Source organism: Candidatus Polarisedimenticolia bacterium (assembly GCA_036001465.1).
In the GTDB taxonomy this organism is placed as follows: domain Bacteria; phylum Acidobacteriota; class Polarisedimenticolia; order Gp22-AA2; family Gp22-AA2; genus Gp22-AA3.
Genome location: DASYUH010000004.1, coordinates 13,031 through 27,493, shown reverse-complemented (window position 1 = coordinate 27,493; position 14,463 = coordinate 13,031). Strand labels below are relative to the sequence as shown.

Sequence of the window (14,463 nt, the reverse complement as noted above, 5' to 3'; positions counted from 1 at the left end):
TGCTCGCTCGCGAGGGACACGGCGTGGCCCTCTTGGACACATGGCGCGGCTCGAAATCGCCGCAACCCGCCGCGGCCCGCCACCTGTGGCTGAAGATCCCCTCCCCTTGTCAGCCGGGGATATCCAGGACGTGACCACGGAGCCGTGCGATGAGGGATCGCCGTAGGTGCGTGGTGGGCCGGAGCGGGCTGCGGGGACGTGGCGATTTCGAGCCGCGCCATGCGTCTGAGGTGGTCTCGAAGCCGCTTCGCGAGCGAGCATGAGCCACGGCCCCGCAACCCGCTCCGGCCCGCCGCTCGGACATGGAGAGGGCTCAGCGCAATGGTCGGTGGGGGGGGTGCTAGCGCGCCTGGGCTGCCGGCTGCGGCAGGAAGGCGTCCTTGAGGTGCGCAAACTCGGCGACCCGTGCGTCCGGCAGGAGATCGTCGGAGGTGCCGAGGGCCCACGTCGAGCGGCTGGCCATGATCTGCGCGACCAGCGCGGCGTGCAGGTTGTGCCCGCCCTTGAAGGCGATGACGTGAGCGCGCAGCGGCGCCTCCAGAAGGGCCAGGTCGCCCACCAGATCGAGGACCTTGTGGCGGGCGAACTCGTCAGGAAAGCGCAGGGAGCCGTTCAGGACGCCGCCGTCGCCGACCACCAGGGCGTTGTCCAGCGATCCCCCCAGGGCCAGGCCGGCGCGCCGCATCGCCTCCACATCGCGCAGCAGGCAGAAGGTGCGCGCCGGGGCGATCGACTCGATGTAGGTCTCTTCGTCGATTTCGGTGGCGACCATCTGGTAGCCGATGACCGGATGCGGAAAGTCGATCGCGTAGGTCGCCTGCAGCACGTTGTCCGGGATGGCCAGGATCTCGCGCTCGCCGGACCGCACACGCACCGGGCGGGTCAGCGTCAGGAACCGCCGGGGCCTGGACAGACTCCGGATGCCTGCTTCCCGGATCCGGTCCACGAACGGGCGCGCGCTGCCGTCCAGGATCGGGACCTCGGGACCGTCGAGCTCGATGCGGGCGTTGTCGATCGCCAGCCCGTGCAGGGCCGACAGCAGATGCTCGACGGTCGCCACCACCACGGACCCCAGGCGGAGCGATGTGGAATAGTTGCTGGCGCCCAGGTGACGGTGCGACGCGCGAATCTCGGTGCGGCCCAGATCGACGCGGACGAAGACGATGCCGTGATCGGCGTCGGCGGGCAGGATGCGCAGCGTGATCCGCTTTCCGGAATGGAGAGCGATTCCCTCGATGTCGACCCGAGCCGCCAGGGTCTTCTGGTTCTCGGCCACGCGTCCCCTCCTCGAGTCCTCGAATCAGACCACCACAACGGCAGGAACCTATTGCACCCCCTGTGCCATGACGATGCCGACGGGGGAGTATTTTCTAAATGACTTATATTAAATGAGTTATGACGTGACCTGGCGCACGCTGCCCGAAAGCCGTGTCGAGCGGAATCGCAGAAAAGCCACAGGACCCTGTGGCATGGTTGCCACGCGGTCCCGGTTTGACTGGGACGACCCGCTGTGGTATCTACCCGGGACATGAGCGGACGGCTCAGGGACCGAGTCGAAGGGGAAGCGAACCGCATCCTGCGAGATCGCGTCGAGCGGCTGCGTCTCGCCCTCGATGAGGTGCTGGGGGCGGTCTCCGAGCCTCTCAGCTTCCCGCTCACTCCGGGTGAGTGGGGCGCCGCGGGCGGGGCGGCCAGCATGCAGGCGCTGCGCGACGCCGTCGAGTCGATCACCCGGCGCGAGACGCAGCGCGAGATCCTCTCGGCCCTGATCGACGCCGGGGCGGCCTTTTACCCGAGGGTGGCCCTGTTCATCGTCAAGGGGGGGACGCTCGCCGGCTGGGCCGGCCTGGGATTTCTGGGTGAGGGGGGCTTCCGGAGCGAGAATCTGGCGCGGGTGTCGTTGAGCGCGTCCGGGGATCATATCCTGGCGCGCGCCGTCTCGGCCCAGGTCGCGATCCGTTCCGGGCCGCAGGGGGCGGGCAGGGAGATCCAGACCGCGCTGGGAGGGCTCGCCTCCGGTGATTCGTGCGCCGTTCCGGTGCTGGTTCGGGGGCGGCCGGTTGCCGTCCTGTTCGGCGACACGGGAACGGCCGCCGAGCACGGCGACCCCCTGGGATTCGAGATCGTGGCTCGTATGGCCGGCCTGGCCATGGAGAGGCTGGGTGCGCCCCAGCGCCGGGCCCGGGCGGCGACGGTGGAAGCGATCGCGTCGATCGGTCACCGCGTGTCGCCCGAGACGGCCGGCCCGGGCGCTCCGGCCCCGCCGGAGGAGGCGGAGCTGCATGCGATCCTCTCGGACCTCGGGGGAAGCCTGCGAAGCCCCTCGGCGGACGACGGCCTGAGCGACGAAGAGCGCCGCCGCCAGGCGGACGCCCGCCGTTTCGCCCACCTCCTGGTGTCGGAGCTCCTGCTGTACAACGAGGCCGCGGTCGTCCAGGGGCGGCGGCACCACGATCTCTACGCGCGCCTGCAGACGGAGATCGAACGCAGCCGCCAGGCGTTCGCGTCGCGCTTCCCCGCGCTGACTGCGGGACCGAACGACTTTTTCAAGCAGGAGCTGGTCCGCCTGCTGGCGCAGGGCGACCCCGGACTGCTCGGCAACTGACGTCGTCCGTCACGGGTGTCAGGAGGGGCCGGGCGCCCCCAGGGCCGCCAGCAGCTTCTGGTGCAGCCCCCCGAACGCGCCGTTCGACATCACGAGGACGACGTCGCCGCTGCGCGCCTCCCGGGCGACGTGGGCGACGATCTCGGGGACCGTCGCGATGTAGTCCGCCTCTTTCCTGCGCCCCTTGAGGTCGGCCACCAGGCGCTCCACCGAGAACCTCTCCCCTTCCGGGGCGCGCTCGGGGTGGTCGACGGCCGCGAGCACGATGCGGTCGGCGTCGTCGAAGCTGCGCGCGTACTCTTCCTGGAAGACGCTGCGACGCGTGGTGTTGGTGCGCGGCTCGAATACGGCCCAGATCCTCCTTCCGGGGAAGCGGTCGCGCATCGCCTGCAGGGTCGCCCGCACCGCCGTCGGGTGGTGCGCGAAGTCGTCGATGACCACGACCCCGGCGGCGACGCCCCGCACCTCCTGCCGGCGCTTCACACCGGAGAAGGTCGACAGTCCCTGGGCGATGGCCTGCGCCGGGACCCCGCGGGCGTGCGCCACCCCGACCACCCCCAGGATGTTGCGCAGGTTGTGCAGGCCGGTGAGCGGGGACCGGAACACTCCGAACAGGACGCCGTCCAGGGTCACCTCGAACTCCATTCCCTCCGGCCCGCTGGACCTGACGTGCCCGCGCCAGCCGTCGCCGCGGCCGCAGCCGTAGGGCACGCAGCGACAGCGCGCCGAGGACAACACCTCGCGCACGTTCGCGTCGTCGGCGCAGTAGACCAGAAGTCCGTCGGGGGGGATCAGCTCGAGCAGGCGGCGGAACGCCTGCTTCACGGAGGCGAGGTCCGGGTACATCTCCGCATGGTCGAACTCGACCGAGGTCAGGATGACGCTGCGCGGCCGGTAATGCAGGAATTTGGGTCCCTTGTCGAAATAGGCGGTCTCGTACTCGTCCCCCTCGAGCACGAAGTCCTCGCCGCGCCCGAGGCAGTACGACCGGCCGAAATTCGAGAGGACCCCCCCGACCAGGAACGACGGGTCCCGCCCCGCCGCCGACAGGACCCAGGCCATGAGGGCGGAGGTCGTCGTCTTGCCATGCGTGCCCGCCACCACGATCGAATGACGCCCTTCGAGAAACAGCCGCCCCAGCGCCTGCGGCATGCTCAGGTACGGGATGCCGCGCTCGACCGCCGCCACCGCCTCGGGGTTCTGGCGCGTGGCGATGTTTCCGACGATCACCAGGTCGGGGCGGTCGTCGAGGTGCGAGGCGCTGTACCCTTCGAGCACCTTGATCCCCTTGTCACGGAGCATGGTGCTCATCGGCGGGTACACCGACTCGTCGGACCCGCGCACGTCGGCGCCGGCGTCGGCGAGCAGGCCGGCGAGCGAGCCCATGCCGGTGCCGCCGACGCCGATGAGGTGGATGCGCCGGACCGGGAGGCTGTTCTGAGGCGGGACCATCGGGAGTGTCCCTCCGGGCTCCGCCGCCTGGCGGCGATTTCGGAAAGAGGTGAGGAGCGGCTACTGGCCGCCCTGCGTCACGTCCAGGGACTCGTCCGTGATCAGGGCGATCTTCTCGGTACCGCCGGCCTTGATCGCGTCGATGACGTCGATCACGTACTGGTAGCCGATCTCGTTCTCGGCCTGGAAGAAGACGACCTTCTCGCGCCGGCCCTTCATGAGGTCCTCGATCATCTTCTGGACGCCGTCCTTGCCGTTCGGGACCTCGTCGCGGTTCAGGAACACCCGGGGCGCCGTGTCGGGTCCCCTGACGCTGATGATGAGCTGCTCGGCCGCCTGGAGCTCGACCGGATCCGCGGCCTCCGCCTTGGGCGGCACCGCCAGGTCATGGGCCCGGCTGAGCATCGGCGTGACCACCATGAAGATGATCAGGAGCACCAGGACGATGTCCACGAACGGTGTGACGTTGATGTCCGACTTGACGCCGGTGGTACCGAGGTTCATCGCCATGGCGGGGTCCTCTTACTCCTCTGATTCCTGGCCGGGGCTCTTTTCGGTCACCAGCGAGACCGTCTCGAAGCCGGCCTGGTTCGTCTCGATCATCACCTTGCGCACGTCGCCATACTTCATCTCGCGGTCGGCCTTGATCAGCACGCTCTTGTCGGACATGCGATCGTGGATCTCGGTCATCTCGGCCTGGTACTGGTCGCGCGGGATGGGCTTCTTCTGGACGTAGATGGTCTGCTCGCCGTTCTTCTCGGTCTTGACGGCCACCACGATGGCGTGCGACTCGTCGTCCTCGTGCTTCGTGCTCTTCTTGGCGTACGGCAGGTTGATGGTGACCCCCTCCTGCAGCATCGGCGTGACCACCATGAAGATGATCAGGAGCACCAGGCAGATATCAACGAACGGAGTGACGTTGATGTCCGAGTTGAGGCCCGCCCCGCCGCCGACGTTCATCGACATCTACTTGGTCCCCTGGCTCTGCCGCTTGAGGAAGAAATCGACCAGCTCCGAGGAGGAGTTCGCCATCTCGATGCCGAAGAACTCGACCTGGCCCTGGAAGTAGTTGAACATCCAGACCGCCGGGATGGCCACGGCGAGACCGACGGCGGTCGTGATCAGGGCCTCGGCGATACCGGCCGAGACCGCGCCGATGCCGCCCGATCCGGACGCCGCCATGCCGGTGAAGGCGTTGATGATGCCGACGACCGTCCCGAACAGCCCGACGAAGGGGGCGGTGGCGCCGATGGTCGCGAGGCCGCCCAGCCCGCGCTTCATTTCCGCCGTGGTCAGGGCGGCGGCGCGCTCGACGGCGAGTCGCACCGATTCCACCGCGTCGTGCGACGGCTCTTCCGCCTTCTCGAACATGAACTGCTGCAGGCCGGCCGCCAGGACCTTCGCCAGATGGCTCTTGCTGAACCGCTTGGAGGCGTCGACCGCCAGCTTGTAGTTCCCTTCACGAAGCGCCTTGGTCGCCACCGGCAGGTACTCGATCGACTGCTTCTTCGCGGCCCGGAACAGCATGAACCGCTCGATGAACAGCCCGAGCGAGTAGACCGACATGACGATCAGGAAGATGGCGACCGTCTTCGCCAGGAACCCCATTTGCATCCAGATGTCCCAAACTCCATGCCCCATCATGAGCGCCTGTCCTCCTTGAGTTGCGTTTCCTTCATTGCAGCACGAAATCGACGACGATGGTGAAGTACACGTCGACCGGCTTGCCGTTCTGCAGGCCCGGCTTGTAGCGCCACTGCTTCACCGCGGCGATGGCCGCCTCGTCGAAGCCGAACTTGGATCCGGGCGAGCGCAGCACCTGAATGTCCCCCACGGTGCCGTCCTTGCGGACGATCGCCTGCAGGATGACCTGGCCCTGGACCTTCGCCTTGCGAGCGATCTCGGGATAGGCCGGCTGCTTCTTGGTGACGATCTCCGGATTGCTCACGCCGCCGATGCCGGCGTAGAGCGGCTGGTCCAGCATGCCCCCGTCGACCCCTCCGAGCATGCCGCCGAGGACGCCTCCGACGACGCCGCCCACCACGCCGCCCACCACGCCCCCCTCGACGCCCCCCTCCACGCCGCCGTCCACGCCTTCGTCCTCACCGGCGTCCTCCTCGGGGGCGGTGATCGGCACCGGCTTCTCCTCGGGGACGACCTTCGGCTGAACCAGCTCCGTCGGCTTCGGGATCTCCTTCGGCTTCACCTCGGACTTCTTCTTCCGCGCGGGGGGCGGCGGCGGGGGCGGCGGCGGGGGCGGCGCGGCCACGAAGGAGATGGTGATCGGAGGGGGCGGGACCGATTCCACGGTCATGAACGAGGCGACGATGAGGCCGCCGAACACCACCGCATGGAGGATCAGGGCCGTCGGGACCGTCAGCCAGCGACGCGTCCTGCGCTTCTGCCTGGTGGAGAAGACCATCGAGTCGAACAACGGCTCACCTCGCGTCCGCGGCGGCACCGTCTCCCGCGGCGGCTTGGGGCGCCCGGGGGCGCCCCGGTCCGATCATCCCTTCTTGACCATCGCCTTCTTGCGCTGTTCGAGCGACTGCCTCATGAACTTGTCCGCTTCCTGCGTGTACTTCACGAAGTCGTCGTTGTTCCCGATCTGCGCCGCCGATTTCGCCTTCTCGCGGTAGAGGAGATTGATGTAGGACGTCGCCTCGAAGTAGTTCTCCCGGAGGTCGGCCGCCCGCTTGAGATAGTCCAGGCCCATCTCGGTCATCTCGTTGCGCTTGTCCATCTCCATCGTGATCCCCGCGTGGTACACCTTGTCCCAGCAGAGGACCCCGATGGTGTAGAGGGCCTCCGGATTGTCCTTCTCGATCTCGGCCCGCTTCTTGTACCACTCGAGCGACGATTCGAAGTCCCCCTTCTTGGCGTAGATCATCCCCAGGACCTGGGCCAGCCTGGCCGCCACCACCGGATCGCTGCCGCGCTCCTTCACCTCGGCTTCGAAGAACTTGGCGGCGTCGTCGTAGCGCTCGGCCTGCAGGAAGACGGTCAGGATCTGGTTCTTCGCGTCCTCGTCGTCCGGCTCGAAGCGGAGGTAGCGCTGCAGGTGATCGATCGCCTGCTGGGAGTAATACACGTCCTTGGGGTGGTGCGACCCCGGCTTGTACAGGGCCATGTAGGCGAGGCCGGCGTTGTGATAGGCGATCGGCAGCTCTGGATTGAGATACAGCGAGTAGCGGTACCACTCGGTGGCCTTCTGGAAATCCTGCGCCTTGTACAGGTCGTTCCCCTGCTTGGCGGCGAAATTCGCCCTCAGGTGATCCACCGTGCCCTGGCAGCCGGTGCCGGACAGCAGCAGGGCCGACAGGGCCAGCACCACAGCCAGGCGATCCGTGCGCATCCTATTCCCTCTCGCGGCGCAACCGGCGCGCCGCACACGATCCCGTTCGACTTGTCATGCGGACGGTCCGGCGTCCCCGCCGGGCCGGCGGCATATTAACGCGATCCTACCCGATTTGCCAAGGGACGCAAGAGGGCGATGCGTTCCCCGGCGACTTGCCTCTGCATTCTCCCCGCACCCCTGGCAGCCGCCGTGGCCGGGCCCAAAGACAAATGGGGCCGCCGCGTCCACAATGGCGCGGCGGCCCCGATTGCGTCGTCTATCGGACCCGGGAGGTCAGGCCCCCATCAGCTGGCTGCGCATCCCTTCCAGGGACAGGCGCAGCTTGAGCAGGGCCTCCCGCTCCAGCTGCCGGACCCGCTCCTTGCTGAGCTTGAGGATGCGTGACACGGCCTCGAGCGTCAGTTCACTGCCGTCGCGCATGCCGAAGCGCCTCTCGAGGATGTAGCGCTCGCGCGCCGGAAGCTGCCGGAGAGCGCCTTTCACGATACCGTCCACCTCGGCCCGCAGGATCTCCCGCTCCTGGCGGAAGGAATCGGGATCGGAGATGAATGCCTCGAGACGCGTTTCCTCGTTCGGAGAGATGAAATCATCAAAGCTGGTTGCGTGCGGGAGCAGTTGACGCCACATGACGACCTCCTTTCACTGCTTCCCTCTAAGCAACTTCCCTGCCAGCGCCCCGAGGAGGGTGGCCCGAGGCTTCCTGCGCGGGCCGGATTCAGCGCCCGGTCGGCACGAATGGTCCGAACTCCCAGGAATTCGGGCCGATCCGGCTACCGCGGCATGATCCGGCCCCCATCGCGGAGTCGGGCCCGGCCCCCCGCCTGTCCTGCCATTCCCGCCTTTTTGACGCACCAAGGCGACACCATGACTTTTTGACAGGTCAGTTCCCGCTCCGGTAGCATGCCGGCCTGCGGAAAGGCCCATGGACAACCACCGGGTTGCCGACATTCTGGAGGCGCTGCACCGGGCGCGCCCTGCGGCGCGGGTGGAGCTCGACCACGATTCCCCCTTCCGCCTGCTCGTCGCCACAATCCTGTCCGCGCAGTGCACCGACGCGCGAGTCAACCTGGTCACCCCATCCCTGTTCCGCGCCTGGCCCGATGCGGCCGCCCTCGCCCGCGCCGACGTCGCCGACCTGGAGACGGTGATTCGATCGACCGGCTTCTTCCGCGCCAAGGCGCGGGCCCTCAAGGCCACCTCGCGGGCGCTGGTCGATCGGCACGGCGGGGAGGTGCCGCGGACGATGGACGAGATGACCCGGCTCCCCGGTGTGGGGCGCAAGACGGCCAATGTGGTGCTGGGGGCGGGTTACGGCATCGCTTCGGGGATCGTCGTCGACACGCACGCCGCCCGGGTGGCGCAACGGCTCGGGCTGACGCGCGAGAGCGATCCGGTCAAGATCGAGCGCGATCTCATGGCCGTCATCCCCAGGGACGACTGGATCTTCTCCTCGATCGCCCTGGTCCTGCACGGCCGCTACGTCTGCCAGGCCCGCCTGCCCCGCTGCTCCGCCTGCCCGTTGAGCCCGCACTGTCCCTCGCGGCACCTCGAGGCGGAATGGCGCGAGGGGAAGAGGCGGGGCGGAAGAAGGAAGCCCGCCGGGAAGGCCGGGGTCACGGCGGCGAGCCGGCGGCGGGGGGCGGGGATCCGCCCGGCGGCTGGCCGCAGGCGCCCGGCGGCTCGTCGTCCGGCCCCGGATCGATCTTGAAACCAGCCTTCTCCGCCTGGCGCATGGCGCGCCGGACATGGCGCTGCTCGCGCGCCCGCCGCAGCAGCTGTCGCACCCACCGGCTCTCGGCGCTGAGGAGCGTCAACCCGGGAAGCAGGAAGAGGATGCCGGGGCCCGGGAGGAACACGAGGACCAGCCCGACGACCGTCAGGAACCAGCCGCTTCCCAGCCGGACCAGGCGCCAGGCGCGCTTCCGGCCCGCTTCGAGGCTCGTCCAGCCGGGGCCGAAGCTCATGCCCCGGGGCTGAAGCCCTGGAGCGCTTCCTCGCCCATCTGCCCGATGTAGACGAGGCGGGCCTCCCCCTCGAGACGAACGCCCTTCGCCTGGCGCGGCGGCCCCTCGAACCGCACGCGGAGGGTCGCCCCCGCCCGGGTGCGCAGGGCGACCGGCGACGGGGCGATCCCGGCCGCGGCCGCGGCGATCGCGGCCGCGACGCTGCCGGTGCCGCAGGCGAGAGTCTCCCCCTCGACTCCCCTCTCGAAGGTCCGGATCGCCATCGCCCCCTCCGTGGCCGGCTGGACGAAATCGACGTTCGTCCCCGCCGGCGCAAAGCGCGGGTGCGCACGAAGGGCCCGGCCCAGGACGTCGATGGATGCCGTCGGCCCGAACGGACGGAAGACGACGAAGTGCGGCACGCCGGTGTCCACGAACGTGCCCCGGATGCGCTCCCCCGCCACGTCCACCTCAACCCGCTCGTCGAACCCCTGCGGGTCGCGCATCTCGAACGACACGTCGGCGCCCTTCACCTCGGCGCGGTGCACCATGATCGAGGTCTCGACGGTCATGCGGGCGGGCGCCATCCCCTTGAGATACGCCAGGCGCGCGGCGCAACGCGCGCCGTTGCCGCAGAAGGTCGGCCGGCCGTCGGGATTGAAGAACGTCGCGCGCACGTCGGCGGTCCGGGACGGCCCGAGGAGGATGACCCCGTCCGCCCCGATCGAGAGCGCCCGCGTGCAGATGCGGCGCACCAGGTCCGGGAGGGCGTCCTGCTTCAGCGTCCCCGGACGGTCGTCGAACAGGATGAAGTCGTTTCCGGCCGCGGACATCTTGAAGAATTCCATCTCGGGAGGTTTCATCTCGGTCTCCCCGGCGCCGCCGCGGCGCCGGCATCCGGGTTCTCCGTGTCGGCCGGCAGCGCTTCCGACTGCGCCTCCGACCGGGGGCTCTCGTTCGGCGGCTCGGCCCCGTCGACCGCGGTGACAACATAATCATAGCGCACGCCCTTCCCGGCCGTCGCGTCGGCGAACGACGTCTCGGTGGCGCCGGTCTCTCCGATCCGCTCGTACTCACCCTTGCCGGTCCGGCGGTAGATCCGGTAGCCGCGCAGGTCGGCCTCGCCGTTCGGGAACCAGTAGAGCTTGATGACCGGCCCCTCCACGGTCGCCGCCAGGCCGGTCGGCGCCGCGGGCGCGTAGACATCGAGGGGCCGCACCTCGATCTCGGGACCGGGGTCGCTCTCGCGCAGCGGGGGGGGCGGCGCGGGCAGGGCGCGCACCGAGTAGCGGTAGGTCTCGCCGTACCGGAATGTCGTGTCGACGTAGACGCGCTCCGCCATCGGCAGGATGTTCAGCGGCAGGCGCGGCTCCCCCTCCTGCGAGGCGGCCCGGCGGTAGACGTTGTACAGCTCGCCGGCGCGCGAAGGATCGCCCGACTCCCATTCGAGGCGCACCTCCCCTTCGGCGGTCGTGGCCTTGAGATGGACGGCGGGCGGCGGCGGCTCGGTCACCTCGATCTCGATCGGCACCGAAAAGGCCGACCGTTCCCCCCGTTCGTCCGTGACCTGGATGCCGTACATGAAGCGGGTCACGTGCGAATCGCGCGCCTCGGGGAGGGCGCCGGTGTCGCGGAACACCGCCCGCTCCGCCGTGGCGGCCTCCTCCAGCGCCGCGCCGGTCAGCGTCCCGATCACCTTGGCCTCCTTCTGGAACATCGCCATGAGGTAGCGCGGCGACACGACGCCGGATCTCAGGGTCGGCGTCGCCCTCATCCGGAGGACGCGCACCGAGGCGCCGGGTCCGAGCGGCGTGCCGTCCGTCCGGAAGAGGGACAGGCCCGCCTCGATGACCACCTCGGCGCCGGTCTGTCGGAGCTTCACGTCGTGCGCCGGGCGCGGCGTGACGCGCAGGGGTGGCAGAGGCGGGCCCCGCTTGCCGCATCCCGGAAAGGCGGCCGCCGCCACGACGAGGAGAGCCGCGAGGGCCGGCTTCCTGCGCGCTCGCGGGTCGGATCGGGTCGCGGGAGGCACGTTAGAGGATGTAGCGGCTCAGGTCCTGGTCCTTCACGATGTCGGCCAGCATCCGGCGCACGTAGTCCGCGTCGATCGTGAACTTCCTCTCGGTCATCTCGGGCGCCTCGAACGAGACCGTGTCCAGGAGCTTCTCCAGGATCGTGTGCAGCCGCCGCGCCCCGATGTTCTCCGACATGCGGTTGACCTCGGCGGCCAGCTCCGCGATCGCCCGGACGGCGTCGGCGGTGAACACCAGCTCGATCCCCTCCGTCAGGAGGAGGGCCTCGTATTGCTTGATGAGGGCGTTCTTCGGCTCGGTGAGGATGCGCACGAACTCCGGCGCCCCCAGGGAGGACAGCTCGACCCGGATCGGGAAGCGCCCCTGCAGCTCGGGGATGAGGTCGGACGGCTTGCTGACGTGGAACGCCCCCGAGGCGATGAACAGGATGTGGTCGGTGCGCACCATCCCGTGCTTGGTGCTCACCCGGGTCCCCTCGACCAGGGGGAGCAGGTCGCGCTGCACCCCTTCGCGGCTGACGTCGGGACCGGTCCCGCGCTCGCGCCCCGCGATCTTGTCGATCTCGTCGATGAACACGATCCCCGACTGCTCGACGCGCAGGAGCGCCTCCCGCTTGGCGGCGTCGAGGTCGACCAGCTTGTCCTCCTCCTCGAGCTGCAGGATGTCGCGCGCCTCGCGCACCGCCACGCGGCGGGGCTTCTTGCGGGCGCCGAACAGCCCGCCCAGGGACTCGCGCAGGTTGATGTCCATCTCCTCCATTCCGCTCCCCCCGAAGATGCGGAAGGCCGGAAAGGAATCCTGACGGACCTCGATCTCGACCGGGTGATCCTCCAGGAGCCCCTCGCGCAGCTGCTGGCGGAGCTTCTCGCGCGTGCGCTGGAACTGCTCCTGCGCCTCGGGGACGGCGAGCGCCTCGCGCCCGGGCGCCACCGGCAGCAGGATGTCGAGGAGCCTCTCCTCCACGTGCGCGCGGGCCACGGGCGCGATGGCGCGCGCGCGCTCCGCCTTGACCATTTCGAGCGCGATGTCCGCCAGGTCGCGCACCATCGACTCGACGTCGCGGCCGACGTAGCCGACCTCGGTGTACTTGGAGGCCTCGACCTTCAGAAAGGGGGCCTGAGCCAGGCGGGCGAGCCGGCGGGCGATCTCGGTCTTGCCCACCCCGGTGGGCCCGATCATGATGATGTTCTTGGGTGCCACCTCGTCCCGCAGCTCGGGCGGCAGGTTCTGCCGGCGCCAGCGGTTTCGAAGCGCCACCGCGACGGCGCGCTTGGCCTTGTCCTGCCCGATGATGTAGCGGTCGAGCTCCGCCACGATCTGAGCGGGGGTCAGCTGGGCTCCCGGGCTCATGGCCGACTCACAGTTCCTCGACGGTGATCTGATCGTTCGTGTACACGCAGATACCGGCCGCAATCCGCATCGCCTCGGCCACGATCGCCTTCGCATCGAGGTCGGAGTGCGCCATCAGGGCCCGGGCGGCCGCCAGCGCGAACGGGCCTCCGGACCCGATGCCGATGAGGCCGTCGTCCGGCTCGATCACCTCGCCGGTCCCCGACACGATGAACGACGTCTCCGCGTCGGCGATGGCCAGGAGCGCCTCCAGCCGCCGGAGCACGCGGTCGGTCCGCCACTCCTTGGCCAGCTCGACGGCGGCGCGCCGGAGGTTTCCGCGGTATTCCTCCAGCTTCCCCTCGAACCTCTCGAAGAGCGTGAAGGCGTCAGCCGCCGTCCCGGCAAAGCCGGCCAGGGCCCGGTCGTGGTAGACCTTGCGGACCTTGCGGGCGGTCTGCTTGACGATCGTCGCGCCAAGGGTGACCTGTCCATCCCCGCCCATGGCGAGCCGACCGCGGTGACGCACGGAGACGACGGTCGTGGCGCGCACGCGAAGCGCCGCCCTGCTCACTGCGATGCCCTCGGAGCCGCAACACGATCGGGTCCGTCGTTGGGACCGGGCCGCGGCCCGAGCAGATCAAGGACGCAGGCGCCCGAAGGCGCGCCGCAGGACGTCGCGGGGCTGGGGCCCCGCCGTCCGAGGCGCGCGAACCCGAAGAACCCACCGAGGCGTATGCCGCATACGTTGAGGCGCACCGAGCGCCGAGGACGCAGAGATGCGACGGGCTCCGGCCGGGGCCCCATGCCGTCACATCGCGCGCGGATGGGCCGCATCGTAGACCTTCATGAGCCGGTCCGCGCTCACGTGTGTGTACTTCTGGGTCGTGCCGAGCCGGGCGTGGCCCAGAAGCTCCTGGATGAGCCGGAGATCGGCCCCGGCGTCCAGGAGGTGGGTGGCGAACGTGTGGCGGAGCGTGTGCGGACTCACCCGCCGGTGGAGGCCCGCCGCGTGCGCCCGCCCGCGGACGATCCGGTGGAGGCTCCGGACAGTGAGTCGGCCCCCGCGGCGATTCTGGAAGACCGGGCCCGAGGTGGGCTCGCCGGCCGTCCTGTTCCGCCGATACCCCAGGTAGGCTCGTACCGCCTCCACGGCCTTCTTGCCCAGCGGCACGATCCGTTCCTTCCCGCCTTTCCCCATCACCCGCACCGCGCCGTCCCGGAGGTCGACGTCGGCGAGGTCGAGGCCGGCCAGCTCCGCCACCCGCACGCCCGTCGCGTACAGCATCTCCAGGATGGCGCGGTCACGCGCCCCGGCCGGCGTGGTCGGGAACGGCGCCCGCAGGAGCGCTTCGGACTCGTCGATGGGGAGGTACGCGGGCAGCCGTTTGGGAAGCCGCGGCGTCCGCACGTCGTGCGCGGGGTTCGCCCGGGCGCGCCCCCGGCGCACCAGGAAGCGGTAGAAGCTCCGGAGCGCCGCCAGACGCCGCGCCACCGACGTCCGGGCCAGCCCCCGCTCGTGGAGATCGGCCAGGTAGGCCCGCACCGCCCGCCCGTCCGCGTCGTGGAGGCGTCCCGCCCCGCGCGCCGCGAGGAACGCCGCGCAGTCGGCGAGGTCCGACCGGTAGCTCCGCAGCGTGTGGCTCGAGGCCCCTCGCTCGACCGCGAGGTACCGGAGGAACGCGTCGACGAAGTCGTTCTTGCGTTCTGCCATGACCCGACCCGGGAAGGCGCGAGGCCCTG

The 14,463-nt window shown here is 69.7% G+C and carries 16 protein-coding genes; 2 read left to right on the top strand and 14 right to left on the bottom strand.

What is annotated here, in order from left to right:
- Positions 1-340: 340 nt before the first annotated feature.
- Positions 341-1,276 carry a UDP-3-O-acyl-N-acetylglucosamine deacetylase gene (lpxC, locus tag VGV60_00445; GenBank protein ID HEV8699725.1) on the bottom strand — a complete coding sequence of 312 codons (936 nt, stop codon included), beginning with the start codon at positions 1,274-1,276 and terminating at the stop codon, positions 341-343.
- Between the two features lie 252 nt (positions 1,277-1,528).
- On the opposite strand from lpxC, the gene VGV60_00440 reads away from it, so the two are divergent.
- A complete protein-coding gene (locus tag VGV60_00440; GenBank protein HEV8699724.1) occupies positions 1,529-2,605 on the top strand; it encodes a hypothetical protein in 1,077 nt (358 codons plus the stop codon).
- Between the two features lie 18 nt (positions 2,606-2,623).
- On the opposite strand, the gene mpl is transcribed toward VGV60_00440, so the two are convergent.
- The 7 genes from mpl to VGV60_00405 all read right to left on the bottom strand — a co-directional run bounded on the left by mpl (position 2,624) and on the right by VGV60_00405 (position 8,042).
- Positions 2,624-4,057 carry a UDP-N-acetylmuramate:L-alanyl-gamma-D-glutamyl-meso-diaminopimelate ligase gene (gene mpl, locus VGV60_00435; protein HEV8699723.1) on the bottom strand — a complete coding sequence of 478 codons (1,434 nt, stop codon included), beginning with the start codon at positions 4,055-4,057 and terminating at the stop codon, positions 2,624-2,626.
- 60 nt (positions 4,058-4,117) lie between these two features.
- A complete protein-coding gene (locus VGV60_00430) occupies positions 4,118-4,567 on the bottom strand; it encodes a biopolymer transporter ExbD (protein HEV8699722.1) in 450 nt (149 codons plus the stop codon).
- Positions 4,568-4,579: 12 nt separating this feature from the next.
- Positions 4,580-5,017, bottom strand: coding sequence for a biopolymer transporter ExbD (locus VGV60_00425; GenBank protein ID HEV8699721.1), 438 nt, complete (start codon positions 5,015-5,017; stop codon positions 4,580-4,582).
- A gap of 6 nt (positions 5,018-5,023) precedes the next feature.
- Positions 5,024-5,701: a MotA/TolQ/ExbB proton channel family protein gene (locus VGV60_00420; protein HEV8699720.1), complete on the bottom strand. Its 678-nt coding sequence runs from the start codon at positions 5,699-5,701 to the stop codon at positions 5,024-5,026.
- 31 nt (positions 5,702-5,732) lie between these two features.
- Entirely contained in the window at positions 5,733-6,518 is a 786-nt protein-coding gene (locus VGV60_00415; protein HEV8699719.1) for a TonB family protein, read from the bottom strand.
- 45 nt (positions 6,519-6,563) lie between these two features.
- Positions 6,564-7,412, bottom strand: coding sequence for a hypothetical protein (locus VGV60_00410; protein HEV8699718.1), 849 nt, complete (start codon positions 7,410-7,412; stop codon positions 6,564-6,566).
- Between the two features lie 276 nt (positions 7,413-7,688).
- Entirely contained in the window at positions 7,689-8,042 is a 354-nt protein-coding gene (locus VGV60_00405) for a sigma factor-like helix-turn-helix DNA-binding protein (GenBank protein HEV8699717.1), read from the bottom strand.
- A 295-nt stretch (positions 8,043-8,337) separates the two neighbouring features.
- On the opposite strand from VGV60_00405, the gene nth reads away from it, so the two are divergent.
- Positions 8,338-9,123, top strand: a complete 786-nt coding sequence (gene nth / locus VGV60_00400; protein ID HEV8699716.1) for an endonuclease III — start codon at positions 8,338-8,340, stop codon at positions 9,121-9,123.
- On the opposite strand, the gene VGV60_00395 is transcribed toward nth, so the two are convergent.
- From VGV60_00395 to xerC, 6 genes are all read right to left on the bottom strand, one after another.
- On the bottom strand, positions 9,029-9,379 hold the full coding sequence (locus VGV60_00395; protein ID HEV8699715.1) for a PGPGW domain-containing protein: 351 nt from the start codon (positions 9,377-9,379) through the stop codon (positions 9,029-9,031). The genes nth and VGV60_00395 overlap by 95 nt on opposite strands.
- On the bottom strand, positions 9,376-10,221 hold the full coding sequence (gene dapF / locus VGV60_00390) for a diaminopimelate epimerase (GenBank protein ID HEV8699714.1): 846 nt from the start codon (positions 10,219-10,221) through the stop codon (positions 9,376-9,378). Before dapF ends, VGV60_00395 begins: the two co-directional genes overlap by 4 nt.
- Entirely contained in the window at positions 10,218-11,390 is a 1,173-nt protein-coding gene (locus tag VGV60_00385; protein HEV8699713.1) for a hypothetical protein, read from the bottom strand. The genes dapF and VGV60_00385 overlap by 4 nt, the downstream gene beginning before the upstream one ends.
- Position 11,391: 1 nt before the next feature.
- Entirely contained in the window at positions 11,392-12,741 is a 1,350-nt protein-coding gene (gene hslU, locus VGV60_00380) for an ATP-dependent protease ATPase subunit HslU (protein HEV8699712.1), read from the bottom strand.
- 7 nt (positions 12,742-12,748) lie between these two features.
- Positions 12,749-13,294 (bottom strand): ATP-dependent protease subunit HslV, encoded by a 546-nt coding sequence (gene hslV / locus VGV60_00375; protein HEV8699711.1) that lies wholly within the window; start codon positions 13,292-13,294, stop codon positions 12,749-12,751.
- 237 nt (positions 13,295-13,531) lie between these two features.
- Complete coding sequence (gene xerC, locus VGV60_00370; GenBank protein HEV8699710.1) at positions 13,532-14,434, bottom strand: tyrosine recombinase XerC; 903 nt, start codon at positions 14,432-14,434, stop codon at positions 13,532-13,534.
- Between the last annotated feature and the right edge of the window lie 29 nt (positions 14,435-14,463).

What these genes read in the sequence shown, in the direction of transcription:
- VGV60_00440 (HEV8699724.1), top strand. Translation starts at nt 1,529, where the DNA reads ATGAGCGGACGGCTCAGGGACCGAGTCGAAGGGGAAGCGAACCGCATC.
- mpl (HEV8699723.1), bottom strand. Translation starts at nt 4,057, where the DNA reads ATGGTCCCGCCTCAGAACAGCCTCCCGGTCCGGCGCATCCACCTCATC.
- VGV60_00430 (HEV8699722.1), bottom strand. Translation starts at nt 4,567, where the DNA reads ATGGCGATGAACCTCGGTACCACCGGCGTCAAGTCGGACATCAACGTC.
- VGV60_00425 (HEV8699721.1), bottom strand. Translation starts at nt 5,017, where the DNA reads ATGAACGTCGGCGGCGGGGCGGGCCTCAACTCGGACATCAACGTCACT.
- VGV60_00420 (HEV8699720.1), bottom strand. Translation starts at nt 5,701, where the DNA reads ATGATGGGGCATGGAGTTTGGGACATCTGGATGCAAATGGGGTTCCTG.
- VGV60_00410 (HEV8699718.1), bottom strand. Translation starts at nt 7,412, where the DNA reads ATGCGCACGGATCGCCTGGCTGTGGTGCTGGCCCTGTCGGCCCTGCTG.
- VGV60_00405 (HEV8699717.1), bottom strand. Translation starts at nt 8,042, where the DNA reads ATGTGGCGTCAACTGCTCCCGCACGCAACCAGCTTTGATGATTTCATC.
- nth (HEV8699716.1), top strand. Translation starts at nt 8,338, where the DNA reads ATGGACAACCACCGGGTTGCCGACATTCTGGAGGCGCTGCACCGGGCG.
- VGV60_00395 (HEV8699715.1), bottom strand. Translation starts at nt 9,379, where the DNA reads ATGAGCTTCGGCCCCGGCTGGACGAGCCTCGAAGCGGGCCGGAAGCGC.
- dapF (HEV8699714.1), bottom strand. Translation starts at nt 10,221, where the DNA reads ATGAAACCTCCCGAGATGGAATTCTTCAAGATGTCCGCGGCCGGAAAC.
- hslU (HEV8699712.1), bottom strand. Translation starts at nt 12,741, where the DNA reads ATGAGCCCGGGAGCCCAGCTGACCCCCGCTCAGATCGTGGCGGAGCTC.
- xerC (HEV8699710.1), bottom strand. Translation starts at nt 14,434, where the DNA reads ATGGCAGAACGCAAGAACGACTTCGTCGACGCGTTCCTCCGGTACCTC.